Here is a 25,139-nt window from a genome sequence, read left to right on the forward strand (position 1 = left end):
TTGTTAAAGCGGGATATCGGGCCGATAGACGATCCTGCCGCCGATCATGACCATCTGGACATGCGTATCCAGAATCCGTTGCTCCGGCTCCGTCATGATGTCCTGGTCCAGGACGATCATGTCGGCCAGCTTTCCGGGCTCGATACTGCCCTTGCTGTTCTCTTCCCACGAGAAATAGGCCGGATCGATGGTGTAGTGCCGGATGGCCTCGGTGCGCGAGACGGCCTCGCCGCCGCCCAGGACCCGGCCGTCGGGTCCCTTGCGCGTTATCGCGGCGTACAGGCCCACCATCGGGCCGATCGGCAGGTTGTCGCTGCTGAAGGCGATCCGGAGGCCGAACCTGTTGGGCGTGGCGACGGCATTGTTGTGGGCCAGGCGCCAGTCGTCCAGATTGTCCTCGTACCGGCGCTCCAGATCATACAGGAAATTCGGCTGCTGTACGATCATGATTCCGTCGCGCGCCATGGTCTCCATGGTCGCCTCCGGCGGCATGATCGTGAAATGGCACAGGAACCAGCGACGGTCGCGGCCCTTGCGGTCGGGACCGGGGATGGTGGCCAACGCCTTGTCGTAAGCCCTGACCGTCTGGACGATGGCCGCGTCGCCGATCGTATGCAGTGCCATCTGCCATCCGGTCCTGGCCGCCGTATCGACCATCTCCTGCAAGCGCGCATCGGTGAAGAAGCCTCGCCCGCGAAAGCCGGGCTGGCCCTTATAATCCGCCAGCAGCCATGCCGTGGGGCCGGTAAAGCCGCCATCGACAAGATTTTCGCCGATGCCGCCCAGGCGCACGCGATCGTCCCCATAGCCGCTATGATGCGGGTATTCCGCCAGCCGTCGCGCCCCGGGATAGGCGATATAGGTCGTCACCCGGGGCAATGCCTCGCCCTGCTGGCGGTAGATGGCCTGCAGGCGGCGGAAGGTCAGGGTCGGCGGCGGATCGGCGATCCCGCCCAGGCCGACGGGTTCGTCGTCGATCGAGGTCGTCGCGGAATGAAAGCTCGTGATGCCCAGCGGAATCAGCCGCCGGATGGACGCCACATAGGTCGGCTTCAATTCCTCCCATGAATCCAGGGGAATGAGCCGGCGGTACAGATCGACGCGCTCGCGAACGATGCCGGTCGGCTCGCCGGCGGCATCGTGCTCGATGATGCCCCCCACCGGGTCGGGGGTCGCACGGCCGATATGCGCCAGCTTCATCGCCAGCGCGTTTCCAACGGCGGAGTGGCCGCCTGCCCGTGTCAGCAGCACGGGATTGTCCGGCACAGCGGCATCAATGTCCGCGTGCGTGATGACCCGCCGCTCGGCCAACTGGGCTTCGTCCCATCCATTTCCGGTGATCCACTCGCCGGGTTTCAACACCGACGCCTTCTGCTTCAGCCGAGCCTGGATGTCGGCGATGGATTTCGCTCCTTCCAGACTGACCTGACGGTGCGACATGGGCAGCATATGGACATGCGTATCCGTGAAGCCCGGCATCAGGACATGGTGGTGAAGGTCGATCACCTGCCGGGCATCAAAACGATCCAAAATCGACTCGTCGCCGACCGCCAGTATCCGATCGCCCCTGATCGCGACGGCATCGGCGACGGAAAAATGACGGTCGACCGTCAGCACCTTGCCATTGTGGAAGATGATGTCGGCGCCCTCCCGGGCTACGGAGGGGGACGGCAGGACCATGCATGCGACGATGGCGCCGGCGATCTGGTCCCGAAACGATCTGGTCATCGACATCCTTGTCCTTCACTCCAGGAGCAATTTTACAAAACGGAAAGCATTTAATTCATAAAACAAAATAAAAAACCTTTCAAAACTGACAATTAGATATAAATTCTCTCAAAAATAAAACATAAACTTGATAATTATTATAAATATAATAAAAATAAATTGACATATACGTAAATTTTATGCTGATACGTGAAATGTAACTTATTATTTTTGTTATTTTCTCTCAAATATATCCTGACTGGTGGTTCTCATGCATTTGTCATACATGACGATTCGATACGGCAATAAGATGCTTTATTCGTTGTGCTGTGGTGACGAATGATCACCGCCCACTTTTGGAGGAACGCATGCCATATGGTCGTTTCTTGCCATCCATGGCGCTGCTGCGCGCCTTTGTCGTCATCGGACGTGAAGAGGGAATCCGGCGCGCCGCGAAGACGCTCATGGTCGACCATGCGGTCATGAGCCGTCATCTGCGCGATCTGGAACGCTTCCTGGGCCGTGAGCTGGTCGACCGCGCGTCCGGCCGGCTGACGCCGGCCGGACGCGCCTATCACGATCGCGTCGCCCTGGCACTGGACCAGATCGAAGGGGCCACGCTCGATACGCGTGCCCATGTCGCCGAGCGTTCGCTGACCATCTGGTGCGTGCCGGGGTTCGCATTCCACTGGCTTGCCGGGCGCTGCCAGCATTTCCGGGCCAGCCATCCGGACATCGACCTGGTCATACGGCCGTCCGAGACGCCGGCCATGTTCCGCGACGACGGGGCCGACGCCGACATCCGCTTCGTGCGCGACGGCTGCACCGGAACCATGCGGCAGATGGAAATTACCCGCCCCAGCGTCTTTCCGGTCGCCAGTCCCGATTGCGTCAGGGCCCTGCCCTTCCAGCCCGTCTGTGCGGCGGACCTCGCCATGCTGCCTCTTCTGGAAGAAGGCAGCGACCAGAGCTGGAACCGCTGGTTCGCCACGCAATGTCCTTCCCTGCATCTTTCCTACAAGCCGGTGGCCAAGCTGTGGCAGGCCCACATGGTTCTGGCGGCCGCGCGGGAGAGCGCGGGCATTGCCCTGGCCAACCGCTTCCTGGTGGAAACCGACCTGGCCCGGGGGACCCTGACCAAAATCCGGCCTCTGTCCGAGGATTTCGTCGATGTATCCTTCGGGGCCTATGTCCTGCGGGCACCGGACAAGAATTGGGGGCACCCTCCGATCGCGAGCTTTGCCTCGTGGCTGGTGGAGGAAGTGCGCAAATCCTGAGATCGCCGCGTTCTCTATAATTGCGGAGCGTGGCGCGGGTGTCGGCGCGTTCGGACGGTTGGGCGGCTATGCCGGCACCGGCCAGGCCTGCATCCCGATGCGGGCGATTTCCTGCAGTCTTTGGCGCGGTACGCCGTCCCGGGCCTGCACCGCCATGCCGCGCAGGAGGGCGCTGTAGAAGGTGGCCAGGGCCTTGATGGCGGTGTCGGGGGGGAGGTCGCCGGCCTCGATTCCCTGGTGGAGGCGGGTGGCCAGGGCGGTTTCGGCCTGGATGCGTTGGGTGGCGAGCAGGTCGCGCAGGCGGGCCTGGGTGGGGGCGCATTGGGTGGCGGCGGCTGCGATCATGCAGCCGGTCGGCAGGTCGTTGCGCGTGAATTCGGTGGCGGCTGTGGTCAGCAGGTGCGCGAAGGTGCTGCGGGTGTCGGTCTGTGCGTTCAGGATGGTGAAGAACCAGGTGCCGACGAGCTTGATGTAGGCCTCGATGGCCTCCTGATACAGGGCTTCCTTGCTGCCGAACGCGTTGTAGAAGCTCGACGCGCTGATGCCCATGGCGGCGGTCAGGTCGTCGAAGCTGGTGCCGTCATAGCCCCGGTCCCAGAACAGGCGCATCGCGGCGCACAGGGCCTGCGCCCGGTCGAAGGATTGCGGGCGGCCCCGGCCGCGGCGGGTGGGGGCGGTCTGCGGGGCGGCCTGCGTGTCGGCGATTATTTTTGTAGTCATCGCTCCATAAATCCTTGAACGCGGGGATGCGTCTCTCAATATGCCTCATGTTGGAGCGGGCGCTCCACATTTTAACCTATCCGTTTTGCAAACCGGGCATGAGGGGCGGAGGCGCTTCCCGGCCCAGAAGAGGCATGGACCAATGAGCAAGCTTTCAGGAAAAGTCGCGATCGTCACCGGCGCCTCCAAGGGGATCGGGGCCGGGATCGCCAAGGCGCTGGCGGCGGAAGGGGCTGCCGTCATCGTCAATTATGCGTCCAGCAGGGCGGGGGCCGATGCGGTGGTCTCCGCAATCACCGAAGCCGGTGGCAAGGCCGTTGCCGTGCAGGGCGACGTGTCGCGCAAGGCCGACGCGCAGGGCCTGGTCGATGCCGCGATCAGCCAGTTCGGCCGGCTGGATATTCTGGTGAACAATTCGGGCGTTTATGAATTCGGGTCGATCGAGGAGATCACCGAAGAGCATTTCCACCGGCAGTTCAACGTCAACGTGCTGGGCGTGCTGCTGACAACCCAGGCCGCGGTGGCGCATCTGGGGGCCGGGGGCAGCATCATCAATATCAGTTCGGTCGTCTCGCGCATCACGCCGCCCAATTCGGCGGTCTATACCGGCACCAAAGGCGCGGTCGATGCCATTACCGGGTCGCTGGCGCGGGAACTCGGGCCGAAGAAGATCCGGGTGAATGCCATCAATCCGGGGCTGATCGAGACCGAGGGAACACAGACCGCGCAGGTCGTCGGCTCGGAGATGGAGCAGGCCATCATCGCGCAGACGCCGCTGGGCCGCACGGGGCAGGTGCGCGACATTGCGCCGCTGGCGGTTTTCCTGGCGTCGGACGATGCCGGGTGGCTGACGGGGGAAACGCTGATCGCGTCCGGCGGCCTGCGCTGATATGGGGACCGGCCTGGCGCGACAGCGCCGGGCCGGGATTTCGCCGGTTGTGGCCGGCGCATAAAAAAACCGCCCCGAAGAGCGGGGCGGTTTCCGAGGGTGCCGCTGGCGGAACCTTCACGCAGCCTTGAGATTGACCGCGGACTTCTTGCCGTTGCGGCCAGCCTCGATTTCATACGAAATCTTCTGGCCTTCGTTGAGGGTGGCCATGCCGGCGCGCTCAAGCGCGGTGATGTGGACGAACACGTCGGCGGTTCCGTCCTCCGGCTGGATGAAGCCATAGCCCTTGGTGCCGTTGAACCATTTTACGGTGCCTGTTGTCATAACGAGGCTCCTTTACTGTAGTGCGGTGGTGCATACAAAACGTGTACGCAATCGTAACTTGTCACGGAACAACACCGACACAACGCGCGCCAGGGGTCCTCATAAAAGCATCCACCGCCACCATCTGCACATGAATAAATTTCAGAATCAAGTTAAAAATTCTTCCTTCCGTCATTATTACATGGAAATATTTTCTACGGCGTTGATTATGCCTGTCGTTATCCCGAAAATATCAGAAAGCGGCAAGATTTCGTGATGGAGATTTTCTCCCGGACGGGATGGTGGGAGAGGTGGGAATGGTGAGGTTGGGGCCGCCAGATGGGGGAGACTGGCTGTGCCAATGAGGGAGGGCTGGCCGACGGGAACCCGGCTTTCCCACCCTAACCACCGCCTGTGCTTCAATGGGGACGGTGCCTGAAATCGCGGGGTTTGCCGTCGCCGACGTACAGCACGCCGACACGCTCGCCCTCGAAATGCAGGGGGCGCCGGCGTAGAAAACCCAGTTGCGGGCCAGGACGCTGTCATGCATGCGGGCGTCCAGCCTTGCGTCGCGAAATCAGGCAGATGCCGTTGTCCATCATCGTGTAATGGCAACAGGAATCCTTGCGCAGCCCTTCGATGCCGCCGAAGTCCTGCGCGCCAGCCGGGTGATGCGGTCGAACCGTTCCTCGGCCGTGGCGCGCAGCCAGTGAAAGTGTCAGTGGTGCATGGAACGTGCCCTGCTTCGCCAGTTTGTGATGCAGGGGGATGGCGCCAGCGATTCCGGCTTTCGTTTGTTTTTATAAAAAACAAACCAAACCATCCCGAGGGAATGTGGGGGTGAATAAGGATATCCGGCCCCCCGGATCGGGCGATATGGTCGGTGCGGTGAGACCGGGGGGAAGGCGATGGCGGCGGACGCGGGGGAGAAGCAGGCGCGGGGGTTGACCGTGCGGCAGGCGCGGTTCGTCGCGGAATATCTGGTCGACCTGAACACGACGCGGGCGGCGATGCGGGCCGGGTATGGGGCGGGGTATGCGCGCCAGCATGCGTGGAAGCTGCTGCGGTCGGTGCGGGTGCGCGAGGCGATCCGCCAAGCGGAGCTGGCGCTGGAAGAACGGACGAAGTTCAGCCAGGACCGGGTGATTGCCGAGCTGACGCGGCTGGCCTTCTACGATGTGGGCACGATTGCGGCGCATCCGCTGAGGGGGCCGGAGGATATCGCGACGCTGCCGGTGGAGGTGCGTGCGGCGGTGACGGGGTGGTCGTGGGACAAGGCGGGGAATTTCACGGTGCGGCTGGCGGCGCGTACGCCGAGCCTGGACCTGCTGGCGCGGCATTTCGGGCTGCTGAAGGATGTGAAGCAGCATCTGGGCCGCGACGGCAAGCCCGCCGATCCGCCGGGCCTGTACACCGTCGTCGTGCGCTGAACAGGGGTGAAGGGGACGACTGTCCCCTTCCGGGTGCAGGGCGGAGCCCTGCGGAAAGATCGGGGGAGAGTATTCATGCGACAGCATAAAGAACTGGCCGAGGGCGAGATGATTCCGGGCGAGACTCAGGATTTCGGCGTGGAAAAGCTGGCGGGGGCGCAGGACCGGGTGCGTGCCGGCAGGGCGGATGGTGTTGTCCTGAAGGACCATGAGCGCGCGGCGGCCCCTGCGCCGCGTTCGCGTGGCGGGCGGATGGGGGTGGCGCCGCTGCCCGATCATGGACCGCATCGTGTGGGAAAGGGGCGCTGAGGGCGCCGGCTGCGCGTGCTGGGATATAATCGGGAGTCGGTGCCGACGATCCGGCGGTTTATGGAATCGGATGCCTTTATCAGGGGGCTGATGGGGCCGTTCGGGTCCGGGAAAAGCTCGGGCTGCGTCTGGGAAATCGTGCTGCGGGGGTTGCGGCAGGCGCCGGGGGCGGATGGCGTGCGGCGCTCGCGCTGGGCGGTGATCCGCAATTCCTATCGCCAGCTTGAGGACACCACGATCCGCACCGTGCACCAATGGTTTCCGCCGGTGCGCTTCGGGCGGTGGAAGCCGAGCGAGCATTCCTATGTGATCGACCGGATGGTGGCGGAGGGGGACGAGAAGCCGGCCGAGATCGAGTTTCTGTTTCGGGCGCTGGACCGGCCGGACCAGGTGGGGAACCTGCTGTCGCTGGAGCTGACCGGGGCGTGGGTGAACGAGGCGCGCGAGGTGCCGTGGGCGATCATCGAGGCGGTGCAGGGGCGTGTGGGGCGGTATCCGGCGCGGCGGGACGGTGGGGCGACATGGTCGGGCGTGATCATGGATACCAATCCGCCGGATGCGGAATCGGACTGGTACCGGTTCTTCGAGGAAAAGGATCATGGGGAGGCGGTGGCGGCGCTGGCGCAGGTGATTCCGGGCATGAATGTGGAACGCTTCGCGCGGATCTTTCGCCAGCCCGGCGGGCGGGCCGCCATGGCGGAGAATCTGGACAATCTGCCGCCGGGTTATTACCAGCGGCTGGCGGTCGGGAAAAGCGACGAGTGGAACAAGGTTTATATCGACGGGGATTACGGGTTCGTCATGGAAGGGCGGCCGGTCTTCGGCGAGTATAACGATGGGTTCCATTGCCGGGAATGCCGGACGGTGCCGGCGCTGCCGGTTTATCGGGGCTGGGATTTCGGGCTGACGCCGGCCTGTGTCTTTACGCAGATGCTGCCGTCCGGGCAGTGGATCGTGGTGGACGAGCTGGTGTCGGACGCCATGGGGATCGAGCGGTTTGCCGAGATCGTGGGGCGGCATTCGGCGCAGCATTTTCCCGATACGCGGTTTGTGGATATCGGCGATCCGGCGGGGATGCAGAAGGCGCAGACCGACGAGCGGACCTGTTTCGAGATCCTGCATGCGCGGGGGATTGCCATCACGCCGGGGATGCAGACGCTGGCGATCCGGCTGGAGAGTGTGCGCCGGCCGTTGCGCACGCTGCTGGACGGGGCGGCGCCGGGCTTTGTGCTGCATCCGCGCTGCACGACCGTGCGGCGGGCGCTGATGGGCGGCTACCAGTATCGGCGCGTGCAGGTGAGTGGCGAGCGCTATACCGACCGGCCGGAGAAGAACCGGTGGTCGCATGTGATGGACGCGCTGCAATACGTGGCCACGCGGCTGTTCGGCAGCGAATTGCGCGGGGCCGGCGGGGCGGAGGCGGATGACGATATCTGGCGCGCGCTGCCCGATGACGGGCGGACGCGATCGCACATTACGGGATACTGACATGGCAGGATTGGTGATTCCGGCGCATCTGGGGGCGCATCTGGGGTTGGGGCGGCGTAGCTGCCGCCAGTGCCGCCATCATGGCGTGGAGGGCGGCGATGTGGTGTGCCGGCGCTATCCGCCGCAGGTGACGGTGGTGCTGGTGCCGCAGGGGGCGCCGCGTGTGGGGCAACTGGCGCCGCAGCCCTTCGCCACCTTTCCGCCGGTGGTGCCCGAGCATGTGTGCGGCGAGTTCTCGCCCGGCGGCGAGGGGTGCTGAGCATGGATGCGGCGGAGCGGGATGGACCCGACATGGATCTGGCGGAGCGGCTGCGGCGCTGGATCGAGATCCCGAATATTGCGGAGGAGCTGGACGAGGCGACGCACGGGCGGGTGGCGGACCGGGTGGCGCGCGACTGGCGGGCCGACGAGGCCACGCGGGCCGAATGGAAGGAGAATTGCCGCCGCTGGCTGGATCTGGCCCAGCAGGTGGCCGAGCCCAAGACCTATCCCTGGCCGGGGGCGTCGAACGTCATCTATCCGCTGCTGACGGTGGCGGCGGTGCAGTTTGCGGCACGGGCCTATCCGGGCATCGTGCGTGACCGGGACGTGGTGCGGGGCACCGTGCTGGGGGTTGATTCCGGTGTGCCGGTGCCCGATCCGCTGCGGCCGGGGCAGGTCTTGACGGGGCCGGATGGCGGGCCGTTATGGTTGGTGCCGCCGGGGGCGAAGCGGGCGCGGGCGACGGCGATCGGCCGGCATATGAGCTGGCAGTTGCTGGACGAGATGGCGGAGTGGGAGGAGCAGACCGACAAGCTGCTGCTGAAGCTGTCCATTATCGGCACCATGTTCCGCAAGACCTATTTCGACCCGGCCTTGCAGCGCAATGTCAGCGAGACGGTCGACCCGCTGCGGCTGTGCATCGATTACCATGCCAAATCCTTTGCCACCGCGCCGCGGATAACCGAGGAGATCGACCTCTATCCTTGGGAGATCGAGGAGCGAATCCGGGCCGGGCTGTTCCTGGAACAGGATTATGGCGGCAATCATGAGGGCGGCGAGGACAGCGATGCGCCGGTGACGTTCCTGGAGCAGCATCGGCGGCTGGATCTGGATGGGGACGGGTATGCCGAGCCCTATATCGTGACCATCGCCCGCGATTCGGGCCGGCTTGCGCGCATTGCCGCCGGGTTCGACATGGATGGGGTGATGTTCGATGCGCAGGATCATCGCATCCGGCGGATCGAGGCGGTTTCGTATTACACCAAATTCTCCTTTATCCCGTCGCCGGATTCCGCGATCTACGATATCGGGTTCGGCACGTTGCTGCATCCGCTGAACGCGGCGGTGAATACCAGCCTGAACCAGATGTTCGATGCCGCGCATCTCGCCAACGCCGGCGGTGGCTTTGTCGGCTCGGGCATGTCGCTGAACAGCGGGTCCGTGCGCTTTCAGGTCGGCGAATACAAGGTGGTGAATACGCCGGGTGCCACATTGCGCGAGAATCTGGTGCCGTTGCAGTTTCCGGGGCCCAATCCGGTATTGTTTCAGTTGCTGGGCTTTCTGGTCGATGCCGGGCGGGAGATTGCGTCGGTCAAGGATATCCTCTCCGGCGCCATGCCGGGTGGGAATGTGTCCGGTGTGCTGGGGCTGGCGGTGATCCAGCAGGGGCTGAAAGTGTTCAGCGCCATCTTTAAGCGTATTCATCGCAGTCTGGGCGGGGAGTTTCGCAAGCTCTACCGCCTGAACCGGCTGTATCTGCCCGATGAATCCGGCTTTCGGGACGGCAGCGCGTTCTTTCGCGTCACCCGCGCCGATTACGAGCAGGGGGGCGGGGTGGAGCCGGTGTCGGACCCCGAGATCGTCACCGACATGCAGCAACTGGCACGCGCCAATTTCCTGCTCGCCTTCAAGGACGATCCCTGGTGCGACGGGCATGAAATCCGCCGCCGTGCCTTCGAGGCTGCTGCCATCGGGATGGTGGACAAGGTGTTGCGGCCCGCGCCCACGCCCGATCCGGCGGCGATGGCGCGGGCGGCGGAGCTGGATCTGCGCGCGAAGCGTGAGGCGCGGGAGATGGAGATGCGGGCGGGGAGCGCGGCGGTGGAGCAGGTCTCGACGCTGGCGGAGGCGGCTTTGCGGTTGGCGCAGGCTCGGAAGGTGGAGCTTGGGTGAAGGATGTTCTTTTTTTTGAAAAAAAGAACCAAAAAAACTTTTGATCTGTTTGGGTTCGGTGGGGTTGGTGGGTTGGGTGGAGATGCTTGTTTTATTCTTATGATTTAAAAATGGAAGACTATGGATTTTTAGGAATACTCCCTCTCCATCCTGATGCTATCGAGAAACGTCGAAAAAGTCTTTTTGCTTCTTTTTCTTCAGAAAAAGAAGAAGACCCAAAGAAAGGATCCCCCCCGATGGAGCAGCGTCAGGCGATGTTGGAGGATCTGTCGGAGGAGGCGTTCCTGGCCTGGCGGCATCATCCGGTGACGCGGGCGGTGCGTCTGTTTCTGACGGATTATGGTGAAAGCATCGAGCAGCGGATGCTGGGCCAGTGGCGGGCGGGGACGATTACGCTGGCGCAGGAGCATGAGGCGCGGGGCCGGGCGGCGCTGGCGGCCGAGATGGCCGAGCTGCGATGGGCGGCGATGCGGGCGTTTTACGGCGATGTGCCGGAACGGAAGGAGACGGGTAATGCGTGAGGGACGCATTCTGAAATTCGACCAGCAGGAATTCGTGGTTTCCGATTGGGACGGGGTGAATCGGGCGGGGTATGTGCCGCTGGACGACAAGATCCTGGTGCTGGCGGATGTGCATGCCGAGATGACCAGCGGGGCGGTGCAGTTGCCGGCGGAATATGTGGAGCGCCAGACGCTGGCGGCCGAGCATGGGACGGTGATTGCGGTGGGGCCGGCGGCGTTTCGCTGGAACGATGACGGCACGCGGCAGTGGGTGGGGACGATTCCGGCGGCGGGGGATCGGGTTTATTTCGAACGCTATGCCGGGCAGTTGCTGAAGGGTGAGGATGGGCGGCTGTACCGGCTGATGTCGCAGCGCTGTATTGCCGCGATTGCGGCAGTGGCGAAGCAGGAGGGAGAGCTTGCATGACGGACGAGCGCGAAGAGGGCGTGGTGCTGCACGCGGAGGCCGAGGGCCACGAGCCGGTGGCCGATGCGCCGGAGGGTGGGGCGCCTGTCGAGGGGGATGCGGAGGTCGAGGCGCAGGCGCGGCGGATGGGCTGGGTGCCGCGTGACGATTTTCGGGGTGATGTGGAGAAATGGCGGCCGGCACGGGACTTTCTGGACCGGGGGATGAATTTGCTGCCGGTGTTGCAGCAGCAATATCGGGCGCTGGATGGGCGGTATGCGACCATGCAGGCGCAGTTGCGCGACAGCCAGAAGGCGCTGGCGGACCTGACGGAGCGCACGCGGCGGGCCGACGAGCGGGCCTATCAGCGTGCGGTGCGCGATATCGAGGGCCGGCGGCAGGCGGCGGTGGCCAGTGGCGACACGACGGCGTTTGCGGTGGCCGAGCGGGATTTGCAGGATCTGCGCGATACGGCGCCGCCGGCTCCGGCTCCGGTGGAGCGGGTGGAGAGCATGCCGCCGGAGATTATGGATTTCGTGCAGGCGAATCCGTGGTTTTCGCGCGATGCGGAGGCGCGGCAGGATGCGATTGCGATCCAGTCGGCGGTGGATCGGCAGCATCCGGGGTTGAGCCTGGCGGAACGGCTGGAGATCACGCGGCGCAAGGTACGGCAATTGCATCCTGCCCTGTTCGAGAACAAACGCCGCGAGGCGCCGCCGCCGGTGAGTCCGTCGCGCGGTGAGGGCGGGCGCGGGGGGAATCCGCGCGGGTTCGAGGCGCTGCCGGCGGAGGCGCGGCGGGAATATGACCGTTATGCCCGCGCGCTGGCGGGCAAGGGCAAGCCGCTGACGAAGGACGAATGGGCCGGATATTACTGGGAGAACGACGCATGAGCGACGAAACACGCGGGCGCGTGCCGCTGAACGAGGCGGCGCGGAGCCGTGCCGCCCAGAATGTTGCATCGGGTGCCGCGCCGGGGGTGGGGCCTGTCAGGCGCGTGGCCTCGCGCCGGCCGTTCGGGCTGCGGGAACAGAAGCTGGCCTATCCGGATCGGGAAGGGTACCACCGGCACTGGTTCAATGACGAGCCGGGGCGGATCGCGCGGGCCGGGGATGCGGGATACAAGCAGGTTCTGGATGAATCCGGAAAACCCGTGAGCATGACTGTTGGGGTCGCGCGCGGCGGCGGGGCGCAGATTGCGTATCTGATGGAAATCCCGGCCGAATGGTATCGGGAGGATATGGCGGCGCAGGAATCGGGACATCGGGAATTGATGGACCAGATCCGGGAAGGGCGTGTGCCGGGTGGCCCCACGGGCGCGGACCGGCAGGCGCAGTATGTGCCGCGGGATGTGGGGATCTCGATCCGGGAAGAGCGACGCTAGGCGTCTGGTCGTAAATGCGCGCTGGTGGCGATCCGACGTGCGTTTCCTGCGCTCCGATGCTAACGCCTAGTGAGGCCGCTCCGCTTCGGTGCTCGGAAACACGCGACGGGCGCGGCCCGTAGCGGGCCGCTCTCGCTCACCAGCCCACATTTCCAGCCAGACTCCGGGAGTAGGGCGTTCTTTTTTGAAAAAAAGAACCAAAAAACTTTTTGGATTTTGGGTTCGGTTTCTCGTGGTGAGGCAGAGTCTGGAATGGGGTCCTGATTATTTTAATATATAAAACTATGGATTTTTAGGAATACTCCCTCTCCATCCATATGCTATCGAGAAACGACTGAAAGTCTTTTTGCTTCTTTTTCTGCAGAAAAAGAAGAGTTCAGGCAGCACAAACAGGCAAGGACGATTCGGCGGGTGCATGGCGTGCCTGCTGCCTTTTCACCCGTGCAGAGGTCTGCCCGATGAATTCCAATGCTCCATTTGGCCTGCGGCCGATGGCTTATGCGTCCGGTGCGCCGTATGCCGGCGGCGTGCAGGTTTATTATGTGCCGGCGAGCAATCCCACGCCGTTGTTTCTGGGCGATCCGCTGGTGGTTCTGCCGGGGGCGGATGCCAATGGCGTGCCGGCGGTGGGGATTGCCACGGCCGGGGCGTCTGGCCTGGTGACCGGGGCGATGCAGGGCATTGCCAGCAATGCGGGCGAGCTGGTGGTGCCGCTGTTGCAGAACCAGGCGCCGTATCTACCGGCGGGGCAGGCGGCCTATGTCTATGTGGCCGACGATCCGAATCTGGTCTTTGCGGTGCAGGAGGATTCGGTGGGCGGTGCACTGCCGGCCGGTGCGGTGTCGGGCAATGTCAACCTGGTGGCGGGGGCGGGATCGACCGTGTCGGCGCAGTCCGGGTGGCAGATCCAGTCGAGCAGCGCGGGGACGCTGGCGACCGGGCAGATGCGCATTCTGCGGGCGTATCAGGCGATCGACAATGCGATCGGCGCCAACGCGAAATGGCTGTGCCGCATCAATCTTCATTCCATCACCAGCACGCTTGGCGTCTGAGGAGTCTGTTCAATGGCCGTAATTACGACGGGCGCGCACCCCAAGGCTCTGTGGCCCGGTATCAAGGCGTGGTGGGGGCGCAGCTATGACGAACACCGCGTCGAATATCTGGATCTGTTCGACAAGCAGACGTCGGACAAGGCGTATGAGGAGGAGGTCGAGATTACCGGCTTCGGCCTGGCGCCGGTGAAGCCGCAGGGGCAGCAGATCTATTACGACACGGAAGCGCAGGGGGCGGTCAGCCGCTTTACGCATGTGGCGTATGCGCTGGGTTATATCGTGACCTATGAGGAGCTGCGCGACAATCTGTATGAGGCGGTGTCGAAGCGCCGGGCCGCGCAGCTGGCGTTTTCGATGCGCCAGACCAAGGAAAACGTGCTGGCCGGCATCTACAACATGGCGTTCTCGGCCAGTGCGCTGGGGGGTGACGGGGCGCCGCTGATTTCGGCCGGTCATCCGACGCTGGCGGGCAGCCAGTCGAACCTGCTGGGGACGGCGGCGGATCTGTCGGAGGCGGCGATCGAGGATCTGACGGTGCAGATCATGCAGTGCCAGAACAACCGGGGGATGCGGATCTCGGCGCTGCCGCGCACGCTCAATGTGCCTTCGGCGCTGTGGTTCGAGGCCAACCGGGTGTGCAATTCGGTGCTGCAGAACGATACGGCGAACAATGCGATCAACGTGCTGCGGGCGACCAATGCGTTCCCCGAAGGCATCAAGCTGAACCATTATTTCACCAGCCAGACGGCGTGGTTCATCCGGACCAATGTGCCGAATTCGCTGACCTATTATGAGCGCGATCCGATCTCGTTCGATCAGGACAATGATTTCGACACGAGGAATGCCAAGGCGGCCTGTTATGAGCGCTATTCCGGATACTGGGCGGATTGGCGGGGGTTGTATGGGACGCCTGGGGTTTAAGGTTCTCTTCTTTTTCTGAAGAAAAAGAAGCAAAAAGACTTTTATTCGTTTGGTGTTGTATGCGCGGATAAGAGTCTTTTCTTTAATTGATCAAAAGTTTTTTGGTTCTTTTTTTCAAAAAAGAACAGAACGCTGACAATGGAGCAATCCTCATGACCAAACGCAAACCGACTCCTCCGACTCCCCGCCGTCCCGCCGTGGTGGAGGTGCATCATCATTACCATGGTGCCGCGCAGGCGCCGGCCGAAGCGAAGACCGTGCCGGTACGCCGCAAGCCGGCGCCGACGACGCGTCGGGGCTGATGGCGTGGGCGCGGCCGGTGGGGCCGGCTGCGCCCTGATGCGGGGAGGGACGGCATGGCGGATGTGACGACTGTTCAGGTGATCGCGAATGGTCCGCGTCATCTGGTTTTGCGCGTGACGGATGTCAGCGATGGGACCGGGCTGGCAGCGATGAAGATCGTGGATGCGCAATCCATGGCTTTTGCGGTCGGTGGACAGGTGCCGGGGGTGCATCTGATGGTGCGGCGCATTGCCTATGATGTGCATGGGATGGTGGCGCGGCTGCAATGGGAGGCGACGGAGCCGGTGGATCTGGCGACGCTGTCGGGCTTCGGGCATCTGGATTTTCGTCGGTTTCAGGGCATTCCCAATCCGAAAGCGGCGGGGGCGACGGGATCGATCCTGCTGACGACGATGGGGGCCGGGGCGGGGAGCGCGGCCACGATCGTTCTCGAGATGATCAAGGGTGTGCCGCAGGCGTGACGGGAGAGCGAATGTGAGCGAGCCCTGGCGGTACCGGCCTGGCGACCATTATGTGCTGGACGACCTGTCGGGTTTCAAGATCCGGCGGTCTCGGGCGCGCACCATCCCTGGCGGGCAGACCGGGCAGGCCCTGGTGGATGGAAGGCGGTGGGAGGCGCAGCAGCCGCAGGATTTCGTGCGCGGGGTGGCGGACGAGCAGAGTGTGGATGTGGCCCGGCCGCGCCAGGAGAACCGCTTTACCGTGGTGGGAACCTGCGTGGCGGCGCCCGCCGCCGCCGGGAGCGGCGTGGTGGCGGTGGCGTCCACGCTCGGTTTCGCCGTTGGCGACCGGGTTCAGATCATGCTCGACCGGGGTGAGAATGTTGCGGTCTCGATCGTGGCGATCGGCGGCGGAATGCTGACCATCGTGCCTGTTTTGCCGGGTGCGGTGGGGGTGCTGGGCGGGGGGATGGAGAACATGGTGCTGAAGATAGTGCGGGAATCGTCTTCGTCTTTCCTGATGGTCGAGGGCGATAAGCCGCTTGGGGCCGGGGCGTGACGGTGCCGGCATGATGACGGGGAGCGCGGGCTGGAACCCCGGGACATCCGACATCATCAACGGCGCGCTGCGGCTGATCGGCGCGATCGCCAGCGGGGAGGTGCCGCCGGCGAACGAATATCAGGACGCGCTGTCCGCGTTGAACGGGTTGATCAAGGCGTGGCAGGTATCGGGCGTGCATGTCTGGGCGCAGGGCGAGGGGACGGTGTTTCTCCAGCCCGGGCAGGCCCGGTATGGGATCGGCGCCGGCAGCGCGGACAATGTGGCGCAGGGCTATGTGGCCACGGTTGCGGGAGCGCCGGTGGTGGCGGGGGCGGCGCAGGTGACGGTGGCCTCTGTTGCCGGCATCGCGGCCGGCTGCCGGATCGGCATTGTGCTGGATGGGGGCGGGCTGTTCTGGTGCTCGGTTCTGTCGGTGGTCGGTGGGACGGTCTATCTGGCGTCGGGGCTGGGCGGTCCGGTATCGGCGGGGGCGGTGGTGGTCGCTTATGGCGCGCCGTTCGTGCGGCCGCTGACGGTGATCGGGGCGCGGGCCGTCGATCTGGCGACGGGGGTGGAGACGCCGCTGATTCCGATGTCGCGGCTGGATTATGCGAACCTGTCGGGCAAGGGGACGCCGGGTGGGAGCCCGATGCAGTATTTTTACGATCCGCAGGTGGGGACGGGTCTTTTCAGCGTCTATCCGGCGCCTGCCGGCGGGCAGGTGGCGGTGACCCTGACCTGCCAGCTTCCGTTGCAGGATGTGGGTGGTGCGGCCGATCGTGCCGATGTGCCGCAGGAATGGATCTCGGCGCTGCGTTTCGCGCTGGCGGTGGAACTGGCGCCGGAATATGACTGCCCGGCCCAGCGTTTCGAGATGCTGAAGGCGATGGCGGCGGAGAAATTCGCCGTGGTGGCGCGGTGGGATCGGGAGCCGGCGGGGACGACCACCTGCCCGTTCAGCCAGCCGGTCTATCAGATGATCGCGGGCGCGTTGCGGCTGTGCGGGGCGGTGGGGCCGCAGGACGTGCCGCGCCTGGGGCTGGTGGAGAATGCATTCGCGTCGCTGAATGCGATGGTGCAGGCGTGGCAGGCTTCGGGCATTCATGTGTGGGCCGAAGAAGAGTGCACGCTGTTCCTGCAGCCGGGGCAGGTGCGGTACCTGATCGGGGCCGGGTCGGCGGATGCGGTTGCGGTGAGCAGCCAGTGTGTCGAGACGGTGCTGGCGGCGGCGGGTGCCGGGGTGCAGGTGAGGGTTGGGGCTGTGGCGGGGATCGCTGCCGGCTGGCGGGTGGGGCTTTGGCTGGATGGCGGAGGTGTGTTCTGGACCGGTGTGGTGGCGGTTTCGGGCGGTGGACTGACGCTGGCCGCGCCATTGCCGTCCGCGGCGTCGGCGGGGGCGCGGGTTGTGGCCTATCCTTGCCCGATGGTGCGGCCGTTGCGGGTGCCGGCGGCGCGGCGGCGGCAGTTCGCGGGCGACGGGCAGGCGGTGGAGGTCCCGCTGGTGCCGATGTCGCGGCTGGATTACGCCAATATTCCGAACAAGAGCGTGCCTGGCGTGGTGACGCAGTTCTTCTACGATCCGCAATTGGGGGCGGGGGTGCTGCATGTATGGCCCGCGCCCTCGGACAGTGGCTGTGCGGTGGCGTTTACCGCACAGCGGCCGCTGATGCCGTTTGCCGATCTGGGTTCGGTGCCGGATTTTCCCGATGAGTGGCTGGCGGCGATGCGCTGGAACCTCGCTGTGGAATTATGGCCGGAATATAACGGATCGGGGAAAGGGCCGGTCGATCCGGCGCAATATGCGATTCTGAAGCAGGAGGCCGTCAGCAAGTTGATGGTGGCGCAGGCCTGGGATCGGGAGCCGCAATCGGTGTTGTTTGGTGCCGGCGCGGGGCCGGCCGGGCGGGCGGGGTAGGGGCGATGGCGGTTCAGCAGGTGGCCTTTGCCGCGCAATCGTACCAGGCGCATTCGGTGGCGCTGGATGCGCAGCGTTGCGTCAATTTCTATGCCGAATACGCGCCGAAGGATGCCAAGACGCCGGTGCCGGTGTGGGGTTGCCCGGGCATGGTGGCGTTCGCGCAGTGCGGGGCGGGGCCGGTGTGGGGCATGTGCCTGATGGGCGGGGCGCTGTATGTGGTCTCGGGGCAGGCGCTGTATCGGGTGGATGCGGATGGGTCGAGCGTGGAGCTGGGCGCGACCTGGGTGACGGGGCCGGTATCGATGGATACCAATGGCGTCGATCTGGTGTGGGTGGATGGGGAATCCGGCTGGTCCTATTCGGTGGCCGGCGGGGTGCGGCAGATCACGGATGAGAATTTCTATCCGGCGGATTCTGTCGTTTATTTCGATACCTATTTCGTTTTCAACCGGGCCGGGACGCAGGAATTCTTTCTCTCGCCGCAGGAGGCGGTGACGCCGTTCGACGGGACGATGTTCGCCGCGAAGGAGGCGACGGCCGACCCTTTGCTGGCGGTCGTGAATTCGCATGAGCAGCTCTACCTGTTCGGCGCGGCGCGGACGGAGGTTTGGTACGATGCCGGGACTGCGGCGCCGTCCTTTCCGTTCCAGCGGTTCGATGGGGCGTTTATCCAGCGCGGCATTGCGGGGCCGCATGCGCATTGCCTGGAGGATAATACGCTCTTTTTCCTGGGCGATGACGGGATGTTCTATCGCCTGGCGGGGTACCAGCCGCAGCGCGTTTCGACCCATGCGATCGAGGGGGCGTGGCAGGCCTATGCGACGCGGGCGGATGCGCGCTGTTTCAGCTACACGCTGGAAGGGCATAAATTCGTCACCCTGCTGTTTCCCTCGGCGACCGCGACCTGGGTGTATGATGTGGCGACCGGGTTGTGGCACGAGCGGGAATCCTGGACCGGCAGCGGGGCAGACAGTTCGATCGGTCGCTGGCGGGCCAATTGCGCGATCATGGCCCATGGCAGGGTGCTGGTGGGCGATTGGCTGAGCGGTGTGGTCGGGGCGTTGAATCCGCTGGTCTATACCGAGCTGGGGGCGACCATGCGCGGGTTGCTGGCCGCGCCGCCGGTGCAGGGGTTGCGCGGGCGCGTGTTCATGCGGCGCTTCGAGCTGGATGTGGAGACGGGGATCGGCCTGCCGGGCGTGCCTGGCGTGCGGAACGTGACCTATCAGCCGCAGGGGGTGGAACTGACGACGCCCACCGCGCTGGCGCGGGCGACGGCGCCGGAGGGCATGGCGGTGGGGCTGGCCAGTCTGCTGGTCAGCCTGTGGGTGGACCTGCCCGATGACGGCGCGCCGCGCGGGCTGGTGCTGGGCAGCGGGGATGCGACGGGCAGCCGGCCGGGCTTCTTTATCGGCGTGGCCAATGACGACACGCTGGCCGGGGCGCAGATCGTGGTGCGGGCGACCGACATGCAGGGCGGGGAGATCGTGCGTGCGTCTTACGATTTTGCCGGCTGGGGGGCGGGGTGGGTGAATCTGCTGCTGTCGCTGTCGCCGGGGGCGCGGCAGGTGCAGCTTTATGCCGGAGGGGTGGCGCTGGTGCCGGCCTCGGTCATGTGGTCGTCGGCGGCGCCGGTGGGCAATATGGCGGGGCAGGGGTGGCGCGTTGCGCCCTGGAACGGCGTTGTCGAGGGGGCGGGGCTGCTGGCGGCGCCGCAGTTTGGCGGCCATACGGCCGGGTCGACCGCCGTTTATAACGGGTGGGCGAATATGTCGTGCATGCCGGACCGGTCGGGCAACATGATTTCGCTGGGCAGCGGGGCGGTGAATGCGGTCTCGCCTTCGGGCACGGTGGTGTGGACGCTGGAGCAGGCGAGTGTGCAGGCCGACATCCTGACCATGGCGCCGGGGCTGGACATGCTGAATGTCCGGCTGAATGCGGTCTCGGTTCTGCTGCTGGGCCAGTATCTGGTGGTGGGGGTGGATGACGGCGCGGTGTGGGAAGGCATTGCGCTGTATCAGGCCAATGGCCAGGCGGCGCCGGTCTTTCTAGGATTTGTCTATAACGCCATTGGCGGGCCGGGGCCGATCTATGGCGCCAATCAATGTTTCCTGGCCGGGTCTCAGACGATCGACGATCCGATCCTGTCCTATCAGGTCGATTATCCGGCGGTGCCGCGTGTGGTGCTGGTCTTTCCCAGTATTGCGCAGATCATCAGCGGGGCGGCGCGGTCGGGTGGGCTCAACGGGCTGTATCCGCAATTGGGCAGCATGGTGGCGTGGGCGGCGTGCCGGGTGCCGGTGATCAAATATGCCTATCCCGCGCAGTTGGGGACGCATCTGCTGATCCAGTCCGGCTATAACGGCAATGTCGGGTTCTTTCTGCCGGACGGGCAGGGCGGGACCAACCATTATCTGTATTTCAGCCGGGGCGACATGGCGGCCAATGCGGTGGCCGGGGGGAATGCCAATCCGGAATTGCAGGCGGTGATCGGGCCGGCCTGGCCGCATGGGGCGATGGTGCGGATTGCCATGGGGGCTGTCAGCTACGATGCGCTGGCGGCGCAGTTTGCCGGGAATAGCGCGACGTCGTCTACCGGTACATTGCCGATGTACACGATCGACAATGAAAACTGGATCGATGCTGCCGGCGTGGTGCAGATTCCGTTTGCGGATGAATATGCGTTCATTGCCGACGGGCAGCCGGGAGGGACGGATGTTTATGGCGGCCAGCCGGGGCTGACGCCGATCGGGGGGAGTGGCGACTGGCTGGTGTCGTTTCTGCTGGTGGGGCTGTCGGACAGTGCGGCCAACCGGGGCAATGCGCGCATGTGGGACACGGTGCGGGTGTTCCGGTATTCCGCCGGGCGGGCGACGCAGATCGGGGCGCCGGTTTCGGGCGAGGCTTATGCCGCCACCGACTGGGCGGGCTACACGATCGGGCCGTGGAGCGATGGCAATGCCGTGGCCTATGTGAGCGGATCGGCGGTGACGATCTGCGGCAACATGAAGCAGACGGCGGTGGGGACATATCCGGTGCCGGCCGGCACGCAGTATCAGACGCGTTTCGGCAGCCTGGCCTTTGCCACGGCGCGGATTGCCGATCTGTTCGTGGCGGCGCCGGGAGATTTCGTGGATCTGTCGGTGGCGGCGAACCGGGCGTTGTTCCTGACCGATGCGGGTGGGGCGCGTTATCTGGCGTCTGACGGGTCTGCGCCGCTGGGGCTGGCGCCGCCGGTTTTCCTGACCGTGGCGGCGGGGGCGCCGGTGGCGGCCTTCGCCGATAATGGCGGGGCGGGTGGTGGCTTTGCGGTGACGGGGGGGATCGTGCCGGCAGGCTCGAACCCGGTGGGCAGTGCGTTTGTGGAATCGGCTGATGCCGTCGCCGACGATCCGCCCGGTGTGGACCCGCGGATCATGCTGGACTGGTCGGATGACGGGGCGCGGACCTGGAGCGCGTTGCGGCTTTGGCGGTCGATGGGGCGGCAGGGGGCGTATCGGACGCGGCTGCGCTGGCAGAAGCTGGGGCAGGCGCGGCAGCGGGTGCTGCGGTTGCAGGTGACGGACCCGGTGCGGCGCAATCTGCTCGGGTTCTATCTGGACACCGAAACGGGGATGGAGTGATGCCGGCGGTACCGCGCCAGACCCTGCCGGTGGGGGACTGGCCGTTCGTCGACACCGCGACCGGGCGGCTGACGCTGTCGGCCTATCAGTTTCTCGCGCGGCTTCAGGCCGGGTCCAGCGGGTCGATCCGCAACCTGTCGGTGATTGCCGGGGCGCTGGGCGTGCCGGTGGCAAGTATTGGTGCCAGCGGGCCGGATTCGGTGATCCTGCCGGCGTCCTTTCCGCCGCCGGCACCCGTGCCGGCGGGGCGGGGGGAACGGTTGTCGGCGTTGCTGGCGGCCGTGCCGCGCCCGGTTGTGCCGGGTTCGCGAATGTTGCCCGTGGCGCCGGCGCGGCCGGGGGATGTGGTGGTGCTGCATCATGGCGCGCGGGTGATGGACGGGTTCGGCGGGCCGGAGGGGCGTGTCGCCGGGTGGGTGGGCGATGTCTTCCTGCAACGCGATGGCGGGCCGGCGGGGGCGGTGTGGGCCAAGCAGTCGGGCGCCGGGACGGTGGCGGGCTGGGCGGTGCTGGGGCAGGGGGCTGGCGCGGGGGGCGGCGTGCTGCCGCTGGTCAACGGGAATATCGCGCCGGTCGGCATGCTGTCCGATCCGGCGGGGCAGACAATCGGGGTGCCGATCTGATGGGCAACAGCACGCTGATTACCGATTATCTCGGTTACGGCACCCTTGCCGCGCGGCCGGTGGCGCCGAACCTGCCGGCGGGGTGTCTCGGGGTCTATTACGCCACCGATACCGGGCAGATCCAGGTGTGGAACGGGGCGTGGCAGGATTGGACGCCGTCCGCCCTTTCCTTCTCCGGCAGTCTGGTGGCGGCGGGAAGCGGGCAGGGCACGGCGGCTGCCGTGTCGTCGGAGGTCAATCTGTTCACCACTGTGGCGGCCGGCACCGGGGCGGTGCTGGTGGCGGGGCTGGCGGGAACCTGGCGCAAGGTGCTGAACCGGGGCGGTTCCGCGCTGCTGGTCTATCCGCCCGTGGGGGGCGTGATCGATGCGCTGGCGGCGGGAGTGCCGGTTGCGATCGTGCCCGGCGGGGGCGCCACGTTCTGGCAGAACAGTGCAACGCAATGGTATTCGGAATGAAGAGAATCCTGTTGATGCTGGCCGGCATGCTGGTGCTGGCGCCGTATGCTGCCGGCCCGGCGCGGGCGCAGATGGTGGGGCCGGTCGGGCATGGTGAAATTCCGTCCTGCCCCGACAGCGGCGGCAGCCATCTGAATTATGTGCCCGCGAGCGGAAGTTTTGCCTGCGGCACCACGGGTGTGCCCTGGGTGGGGGCGATGGTGAGCCTGTCGGCGGATGCGGCGATGGCGGCGACCGGCGGCAGCTTCGTGCAGATGAAGGTATGGAACAGCGAAATTCTCGATACGTCGTCTTTCTGGTCGGCGGGTACGCCGGGGCAGTTCACGATTCCGGCCGGGGTGAGCCGGGTGCGGGTTGCGCTGTCGATCGCGCAGTCGGGTATCGGGTCCAACCAGTTCCTGGTGTATCGGAACGGGGTGCGGGTGGCCGGATCGTTCCGGATCTCGGTGCCGGCGGGCTACAATAATGACGGGGTGACGGGCATGTCGGGGGTCATTCCTGTTTCTGCGGGCGATGCGATCAGTGTTTCCTATGCCTCGGCGGCGGCTTTTACGCTTTCTGCCGATGTCAGTACCTGGTTCCAGATCGAGGCCGTTCAATAGAATCTGTCTGGAAATGAGGACGGGGTCCGCGTGGGGTGCATATCCGTGCCGCGCGTCCTGGCCTCTTGACCGCGTTGCCCGTGGCGGCCCACTTTCTGCCCGTCGAGAGAAGGTGAGGCGGGATGATGGATCTGATCGAAATTCTCAAGCATCGCTATACGGCTAAGGCCTATGATACCGGCCGCCGGCTGCCGGACGATGTCGTGGCGCAGCTGATGGCGGCGCTGCGCTTCAGCCCGTCCTCGGTCAATGCGCAGCCCTGGCATTTTTTCGTGGCCGACGATGCGGCCGGCAAGGCGCGCGTGGCCACGGGGGCGGCGGGGCCGTTCGCCTATAATGCGCCGAAGATCCTCAATGCCTCGCATGTGGTGCTGCTGTGCGCGCGCACGACCCTGCCGCCGGCGCATTTGCAGGCAGTGCTGGACCAGGAGCAGGCTGACGGCCGCTTTGCCGGCGAGGAGGCCCGCGAGGGGCAGCGCAAGACCCGGGGCGGCTATGTGACGCTGCATGAAGAAGCGGGCGACCTGGCCATGTGGACGCAGAAGCAGGCCTATATCGCGCTGGGCTTCCTGCTGCTGGCGGCCGGCGCGCTGGGGGTGGATGCGACGCCGATGGAGGGTTTCGACGCCGGGGCGCTGGATGCGGCGTTCGGCCTGACGGAGAAGGGGCTGGCGCCGGCGGTGATCGTGTCGCTGGGTTATCATGCCGAGAGCGATTTCAACGCGAAACTGCCGAAATCGCGTCTGGCGGACGATGTGCTGTTCTCGCGCGCCTGACGGCCGGCCCGGCCTGCGGGCGTCCCTGGATTATCTGTGCGGGAAGCGTTCATGACCACCCTGTCCGGCGCCGATGCGCGCGACGCCGATCTGGCGGCCCAGTACGAGGCCTATCCCTATCCCGAGCGCGACCCGCGCGATGAGGCGAAGCGGCTGCTGATCGGCAGCCCCAGCCATCTGCGGGAGATCGACTACTGGGTGTTCGGTGCCCGCCGGCCGGAGGCGGCCCCGTTACGGGCGCTGGTGGCGGGGTGCGGCACCGGGGACGGGGCGATCATGCTGGCCACGCATATGGCGCGTGCCGGACGGGCCGGGGAGGTGGTGTGCGTCGATCGTTCGGTCCATGCGCTGGGCATCGCGCGCGCGCGGGCCGAGGCGCGGGGGCTGGAGAACATCCGCTTCGTCCAGGGGTCGCTGACCGCGCTGGACGGGGTGGTGTCGGGCGTATTCGACTATATCGACTGCTGCGGGGTGCTGCATCATCTGCCCGACCCGCTGGCGGTGCTGCGCGGGCTGGTGGGCTTGCTGGCGCCGGGCGGCGGGATGGGGCTGATGGTCTATGCCCCCTATGGCCGCACCGGCGTGTACATGATGCAGGAGGCGCTGGAGATTCTGGCACCGCATGGCCAAAAGCCGGCGGAGCGGCTGGGCACCGCCAAGCGCGTGATGGCCGCGCTGCCGGCCACGGCGTGGCTGCGGCAGAACGGCAATTTCGGCGACCATCTGACCGGGGGCGATGCCGGGTTGTATGACCTGCTGCTGAACCCGCGCGACCGGGCCTATACGATTGCCGCCTTTCTCGACCTGCTCGACGCGGCGGGGCTGGAGCCGGCGTGCCTGATGGAGCCTGCGCGCTATGACCCCGCGCTGTTCCTGCCCAATCCGCGCCTGCGGGCGCGGGTGGCGGAACTGGACCGGCGGGAGCGGGCCAGCGTGGCCGAGGCGCTGACGGGCAACATGGCCACCCATGTGGCCTATGTGGTGCGCCGGGGCGCGCGGGTGGCGCCGCTCGATTGCTGCGACGAGGATGCGGTGCCGGTGATGCGAGAAATCCCCGGCGCCGAGCTGGCGCGGCAGATCCGCCCCGATGGCATCCTGCCCTTTGCCTTCGGCACGCTGACCGTGCCGGTGCCGGTGCCGCCGCAGATGCGGACCATTCTGCCGCTGGTGGACGGCGTGCGCAGCGTGGGCGCGCTGGCCGGGCTGATGGCCGAGCGGGGGATGGAGCGGGCCCGGTTCCTCAAGGTCTGGCGCGAGGGGTTTGCCGTGCTGGAAAGCCTGAACCGGTTGTTGCTGCGGGCTGCCGCGTAGGGCG

General features: G+C 65.6%; 26 protein-coding genes. 23 read left to right on the forward strand and 3 right to left on the reverse strand.

What is annotated here, in order from left to right; genetic code table 11:
* Window positions 1–3 precede the first annotated feature (3 nt).
* A complete protein-coding gene (locus HLH36_RS16100; protein WP_182987347.1) occupies window positions 4–1,728 on the reverse strand; it encodes an amidohydrolase in 1,725 nt (574 codons plus the stop codon).
* A gap of 347 nt (window positions 1,729–2,075) precedes the next feature.
* On the opposite strand from HLH36_RS16100, the gene HLH36_RS16105 reads away from it, so the two are divergent.
* Entirely contained in the window at window positions 2,076–2,984 is a 909-nt protein-coding gene (locus tag HLH36_RS16105) for a LysR substrate-binding domain-containing protein (RefSeq protein WP_182967488.1), read from the forward strand.
* A 66-nt stretch (window positions 2,985–3,050) separates the two neighbouring features.
* On the opposite strand, the gene HLH36_RS16110 is transcribed toward HLH36_RS16105, so the two are convergent.
* Complete coding sequence (locus HLH36_RS16110; protein ID WP_246376960.1) at window positions 3,051–3,704, reverse strand: TetR/AcrR family transcriptional regulator; 654 nt, start codon at window positions 3,702–3,704, stop codon at window positions 3,051–3,053.
* A 142-nt stretch (window positions 3,705–3,846) separates the two neighbouring features.
* Between HLH36_RS16110 and HLH36_RS16115 the strand changes: the two genes are divergently transcribed.
* Window positions 3,847–4,593, forward strand: a complete 747-nt coding sequence (locus HLH36_RS16115) for a glucose 1-dehydrogenase (RefSeq protein WP_182987348.1) — start codon at window positions 3,847–3,849, stop codon at window positions 4,591–4,593.
* 117 nt (window positions 4,594–4,710) lie between these two features.
* On the opposite strand, the gene HLH36_RS16120 is transcribed toward HLH36_RS16115, so the two are convergent.
* The gene (locus HLH36_RS16120) at window positions 4,711–4,917 is read right to left on the reverse strand and encodes a cold-shock protein (RefSeq protein WP_114728710.1); all 207 of its coding nucleotides are present in this window, start codon (window positions 4,915–4,917) and stop codon (window positions 4,711–4,713) included.
* An 887-nt stretch (window positions 4,918–5,804) separates the two neighbouring features.
* Here HLH36_RS16120 and HLH36_RS16125 point away from each other — a divergent pair.
* The 21 genes from HLH36_RS16125 (at window position 5,805) to HLH36_RS16225 (ending at window position 25,135) form a co-directional block, all read left to right on the forward strand.
* Window positions 5,805–6,326, forward strand: coding sequence for a terminase small subunit (locus HLH36_RS16125; protein ID WP_182987349.1), 522 nt, complete (start codon window positions 5,805–5,807; stop codon window positions 6,324–6,326).
* A 75-nt stretch (window positions 6,327–6,401) separates the two neighbouring features.
* Window positions 6,402–6,635, forward strand: coding sequence for a hypothetical protein (locus HLH36_RS16130; protein WP_182987350.1), 234 nt, complete (start codon window positions 6,402–6,404; stop codon window positions 6,633–6,635).
* Between the two features lie 15 nt (window positions 6,636–6,650).
* On the forward strand, window positions 6,651–8,123 hold the full coding sequence (locus tag HLH36_RS16135) for a hypothetical protein (RefSeq protein WP_338030478.1): 1,473 nt from the start codon (window positions 6,651–6,653) through the stop codon (window positions 8,121–8,123).
* Between the two features lies 1 nt (window position 8,124).
* Window positions 8,125–8,382, forward strand: a complete 258-nt coding sequence (locus HLH36_RS16140) for a hypothetical protein (protein WP_182987351.1) — start codon at window positions 8,125–8,127, stop codon at window positions 8,380–8,382.
* A gap of 2 nt (window positions 8,383–8,384) precedes the next feature.
* Window positions 8,385–10,277 carry a co-chaperone GroES gene (locus HLH36_RS16145; RefSeq protein ID WP_275943823.1) on the forward strand — a complete coding sequence of 631 codons (1,893 nt, stop codon included), beginning with the start codon at window positions 8,385–8,387 and terminating at the stop codon, window positions 10,275–10,277.
* A gap of 236 nt (window positions 10,278–10,513) precedes the next feature.
* The gene (locus tag HLH36_RS16150) at window positions 10,514–10,798 is read left to right on the forward strand and encodes a hypothetical protein (protein WP_182987407.1); all 285 of its coding nucleotides are present in this window, start codon (window positions 10,514–10,516) and stop codon (window positions 10,796–10,798) included.
* Entirely contained in the window at window positions 10,791–11,204 is a 414-nt protein-coding gene (locus HLH36_RS16155; protein ID WP_182978404.1) for a co-chaperone GroES, read from the forward strand. The genes HLH36_RS16150 and HLH36_RS16155 overlap by 8 nt, the downstream gene beginning before the upstream one ends.
* On the forward strand, window positions 11,201–12,076 hold the full coding sequence (locus HLH36_RS16160; RefSeq protein WP_182987353.1) for a hypothetical protein: 876 nt from the start codon (window positions 11,201–11,203) through the stop codon (window positions 12,074–12,076). Before HLH36_RS16155 ends, HLH36_RS16160 begins: the two co-directional genes overlap by 4 nt.
* Window positions 12,073–12,567, forward strand: a complete 495-nt coding sequence (locus HLH36_RS16165) for a hypothetical protein (RefSeq protein ID WP_182987354.1) — start codon at window positions 12,073–12,075, stop codon at window positions 12,565–12,567. The genes HLH36_RS16160 and HLH36_RS16165 overlap by 4 nt, the downstream gene beginning before the upstream one ends.
* Window positions 12,568–13,025: 458 nt before the next feature.
* Window positions 13,026–13,619, forward strand: coding sequence for a hypothetical protein (locus HLH36_RS16170; protein ID WP_182978407.1), 594 nt, complete (start codon window positions 13,026–13,028; stop codon window positions 13,617–13,619).
* Window positions 13,620–13,631: 12 nt separating this feature from the next.
* Window positions 13,632–14,540 (forward strand): phage major capsid protein, encoded by a 909-nt coding sequence (locus tag HLH36_RS16175; protein ID WP_182967457.1) that lies wholly within the window; start codon window positions 13,632–13,634, stop codon window positions 14,538–14,540.
* A gap of 152 nt (window positions 14,541–14,692) precedes the next feature.
* Window positions 14,693–14,842, forward strand: a complete 150-nt coding sequence (locus tag HLH36_RS16180) for a hypothetical protein (RefSeq protein WP_182987355.1) — start codon at window positions 14,693–14,695, stop codon at window positions 14,840–14,842.
* Between the two features lie 54 nt (window positions 14,843–14,896).
* On the forward strand, window positions 14,897–15,304 hold the full coding sequence (locus HLH36_RS16185; protein WP_182987356.1) for a hypothetical protein: 408 nt from the start codon (window positions 14,897–14,899) through the stop codon (window positions 15,302–15,304).
* Between the two features lie 13 nt (window positions 15,305–15,317).
* Entirely contained in the window at window positions 15,318–15,842 is a 525-nt protein-coding gene (locus HLH36_RS16190) for a hypothetical protein (RefSeq protein WP_182987357.1), read from the forward strand.
* Window positions 15,843–15,852: 10 nt separating this feature from the next.
* The gene (locus HLH36_RS16195; protein ID WP_182987358.1) at window positions 15,853–17,739 is read left to right on the forward strand and encodes a hypothetical protein; all 1,887 of its coding nucleotides are present in this window, start codon (window positions 15,853–15,855) and stop codon (window positions 17,737–17,739) included.
* 5 nt (window positions 17,740–17,744) lie between these two features.
* Complete coding sequence (locus HLH36_RS20120) at window positions 17,745–21,365, forward strand: packaged DNA stabilization protein (protein WP_182987359.1); 3,621 nt, start codon at window positions 17,745–17,747, stop codon at window positions 21,363–21,365.
* A complete protein-coding gene (locus tag HLH36_RS16205) occupies window positions 21,365–21,988 on the forward strand; it encodes a hypothetical protein (RefSeq protein WP_182987360.1) in 624 nt (207 codons plus the stop codon). The genes HLH36_RS20120 and HLH36_RS16205 overlap by 1 nt, the downstream gene beginning before the upstream one ends.
* Window positions 21,988–22,446: a hypothetical protein gene (locus HLH36_RS16210; protein WP_182987361.1), complete on the forward strand. Its 459-nt coding sequence runs from the start codon at window positions 21,988–21,990 to the stop codon at window positions 22,444–22,446. Before HLH36_RS16205 ends, HLH36_RS16210 begins: the two co-directional genes overlap by 1 nt.
* A complete protein-coding gene (locus HLH36_RS16215; RefSeq protein WP_182987362.1) occupies window positions 22,443–23,048 on the forward strand; it encodes a hypothetical protein in 606 nt (201 codons plus the stop codon). The genes HLH36_RS16210 and HLH36_RS16215 overlap by 4 nt, the downstream gene beginning before the upstream one ends.
* A 122-nt stretch (window positions 23,049–23,170) precedes the next feature.
* A complete protein-coding gene (nfsB, locus tag HLH36_RS16220) occupies window positions 23,171–23,824 on the forward strand; it encodes an oxygen-insensitive NAD(P)H nitroreductase (protein ID WP_246376961.1) in 654 nt (217 codons plus the stop codon).
* 51 nt (window positions 23,825–23,875) lie between these two features.
* A complete protein-coding gene (locus tag HLH36_RS16225; protein WP_182987363.1) occupies window positions 23,876–25,135 on the forward strand; it encodes a class I SAM-dependent methyltransferase in 1,260 nt (419 codons plus the stop codon).
* The last annotated feature ends 4 nt before the right edge of the window (window positions 25,136–25,139 follow it).

The sequence above is a fragment of the Gluconacetobacter aggeris genome (assembly GCF_014174395.1).
Taxonomy (GTDB): Bacteria; Pseudomonadota; Alphaproteobacteria; order Acetobacterales; family Acetobacteraceae; genus Gluconacetobacter; species Gluconacetobacter aggeris.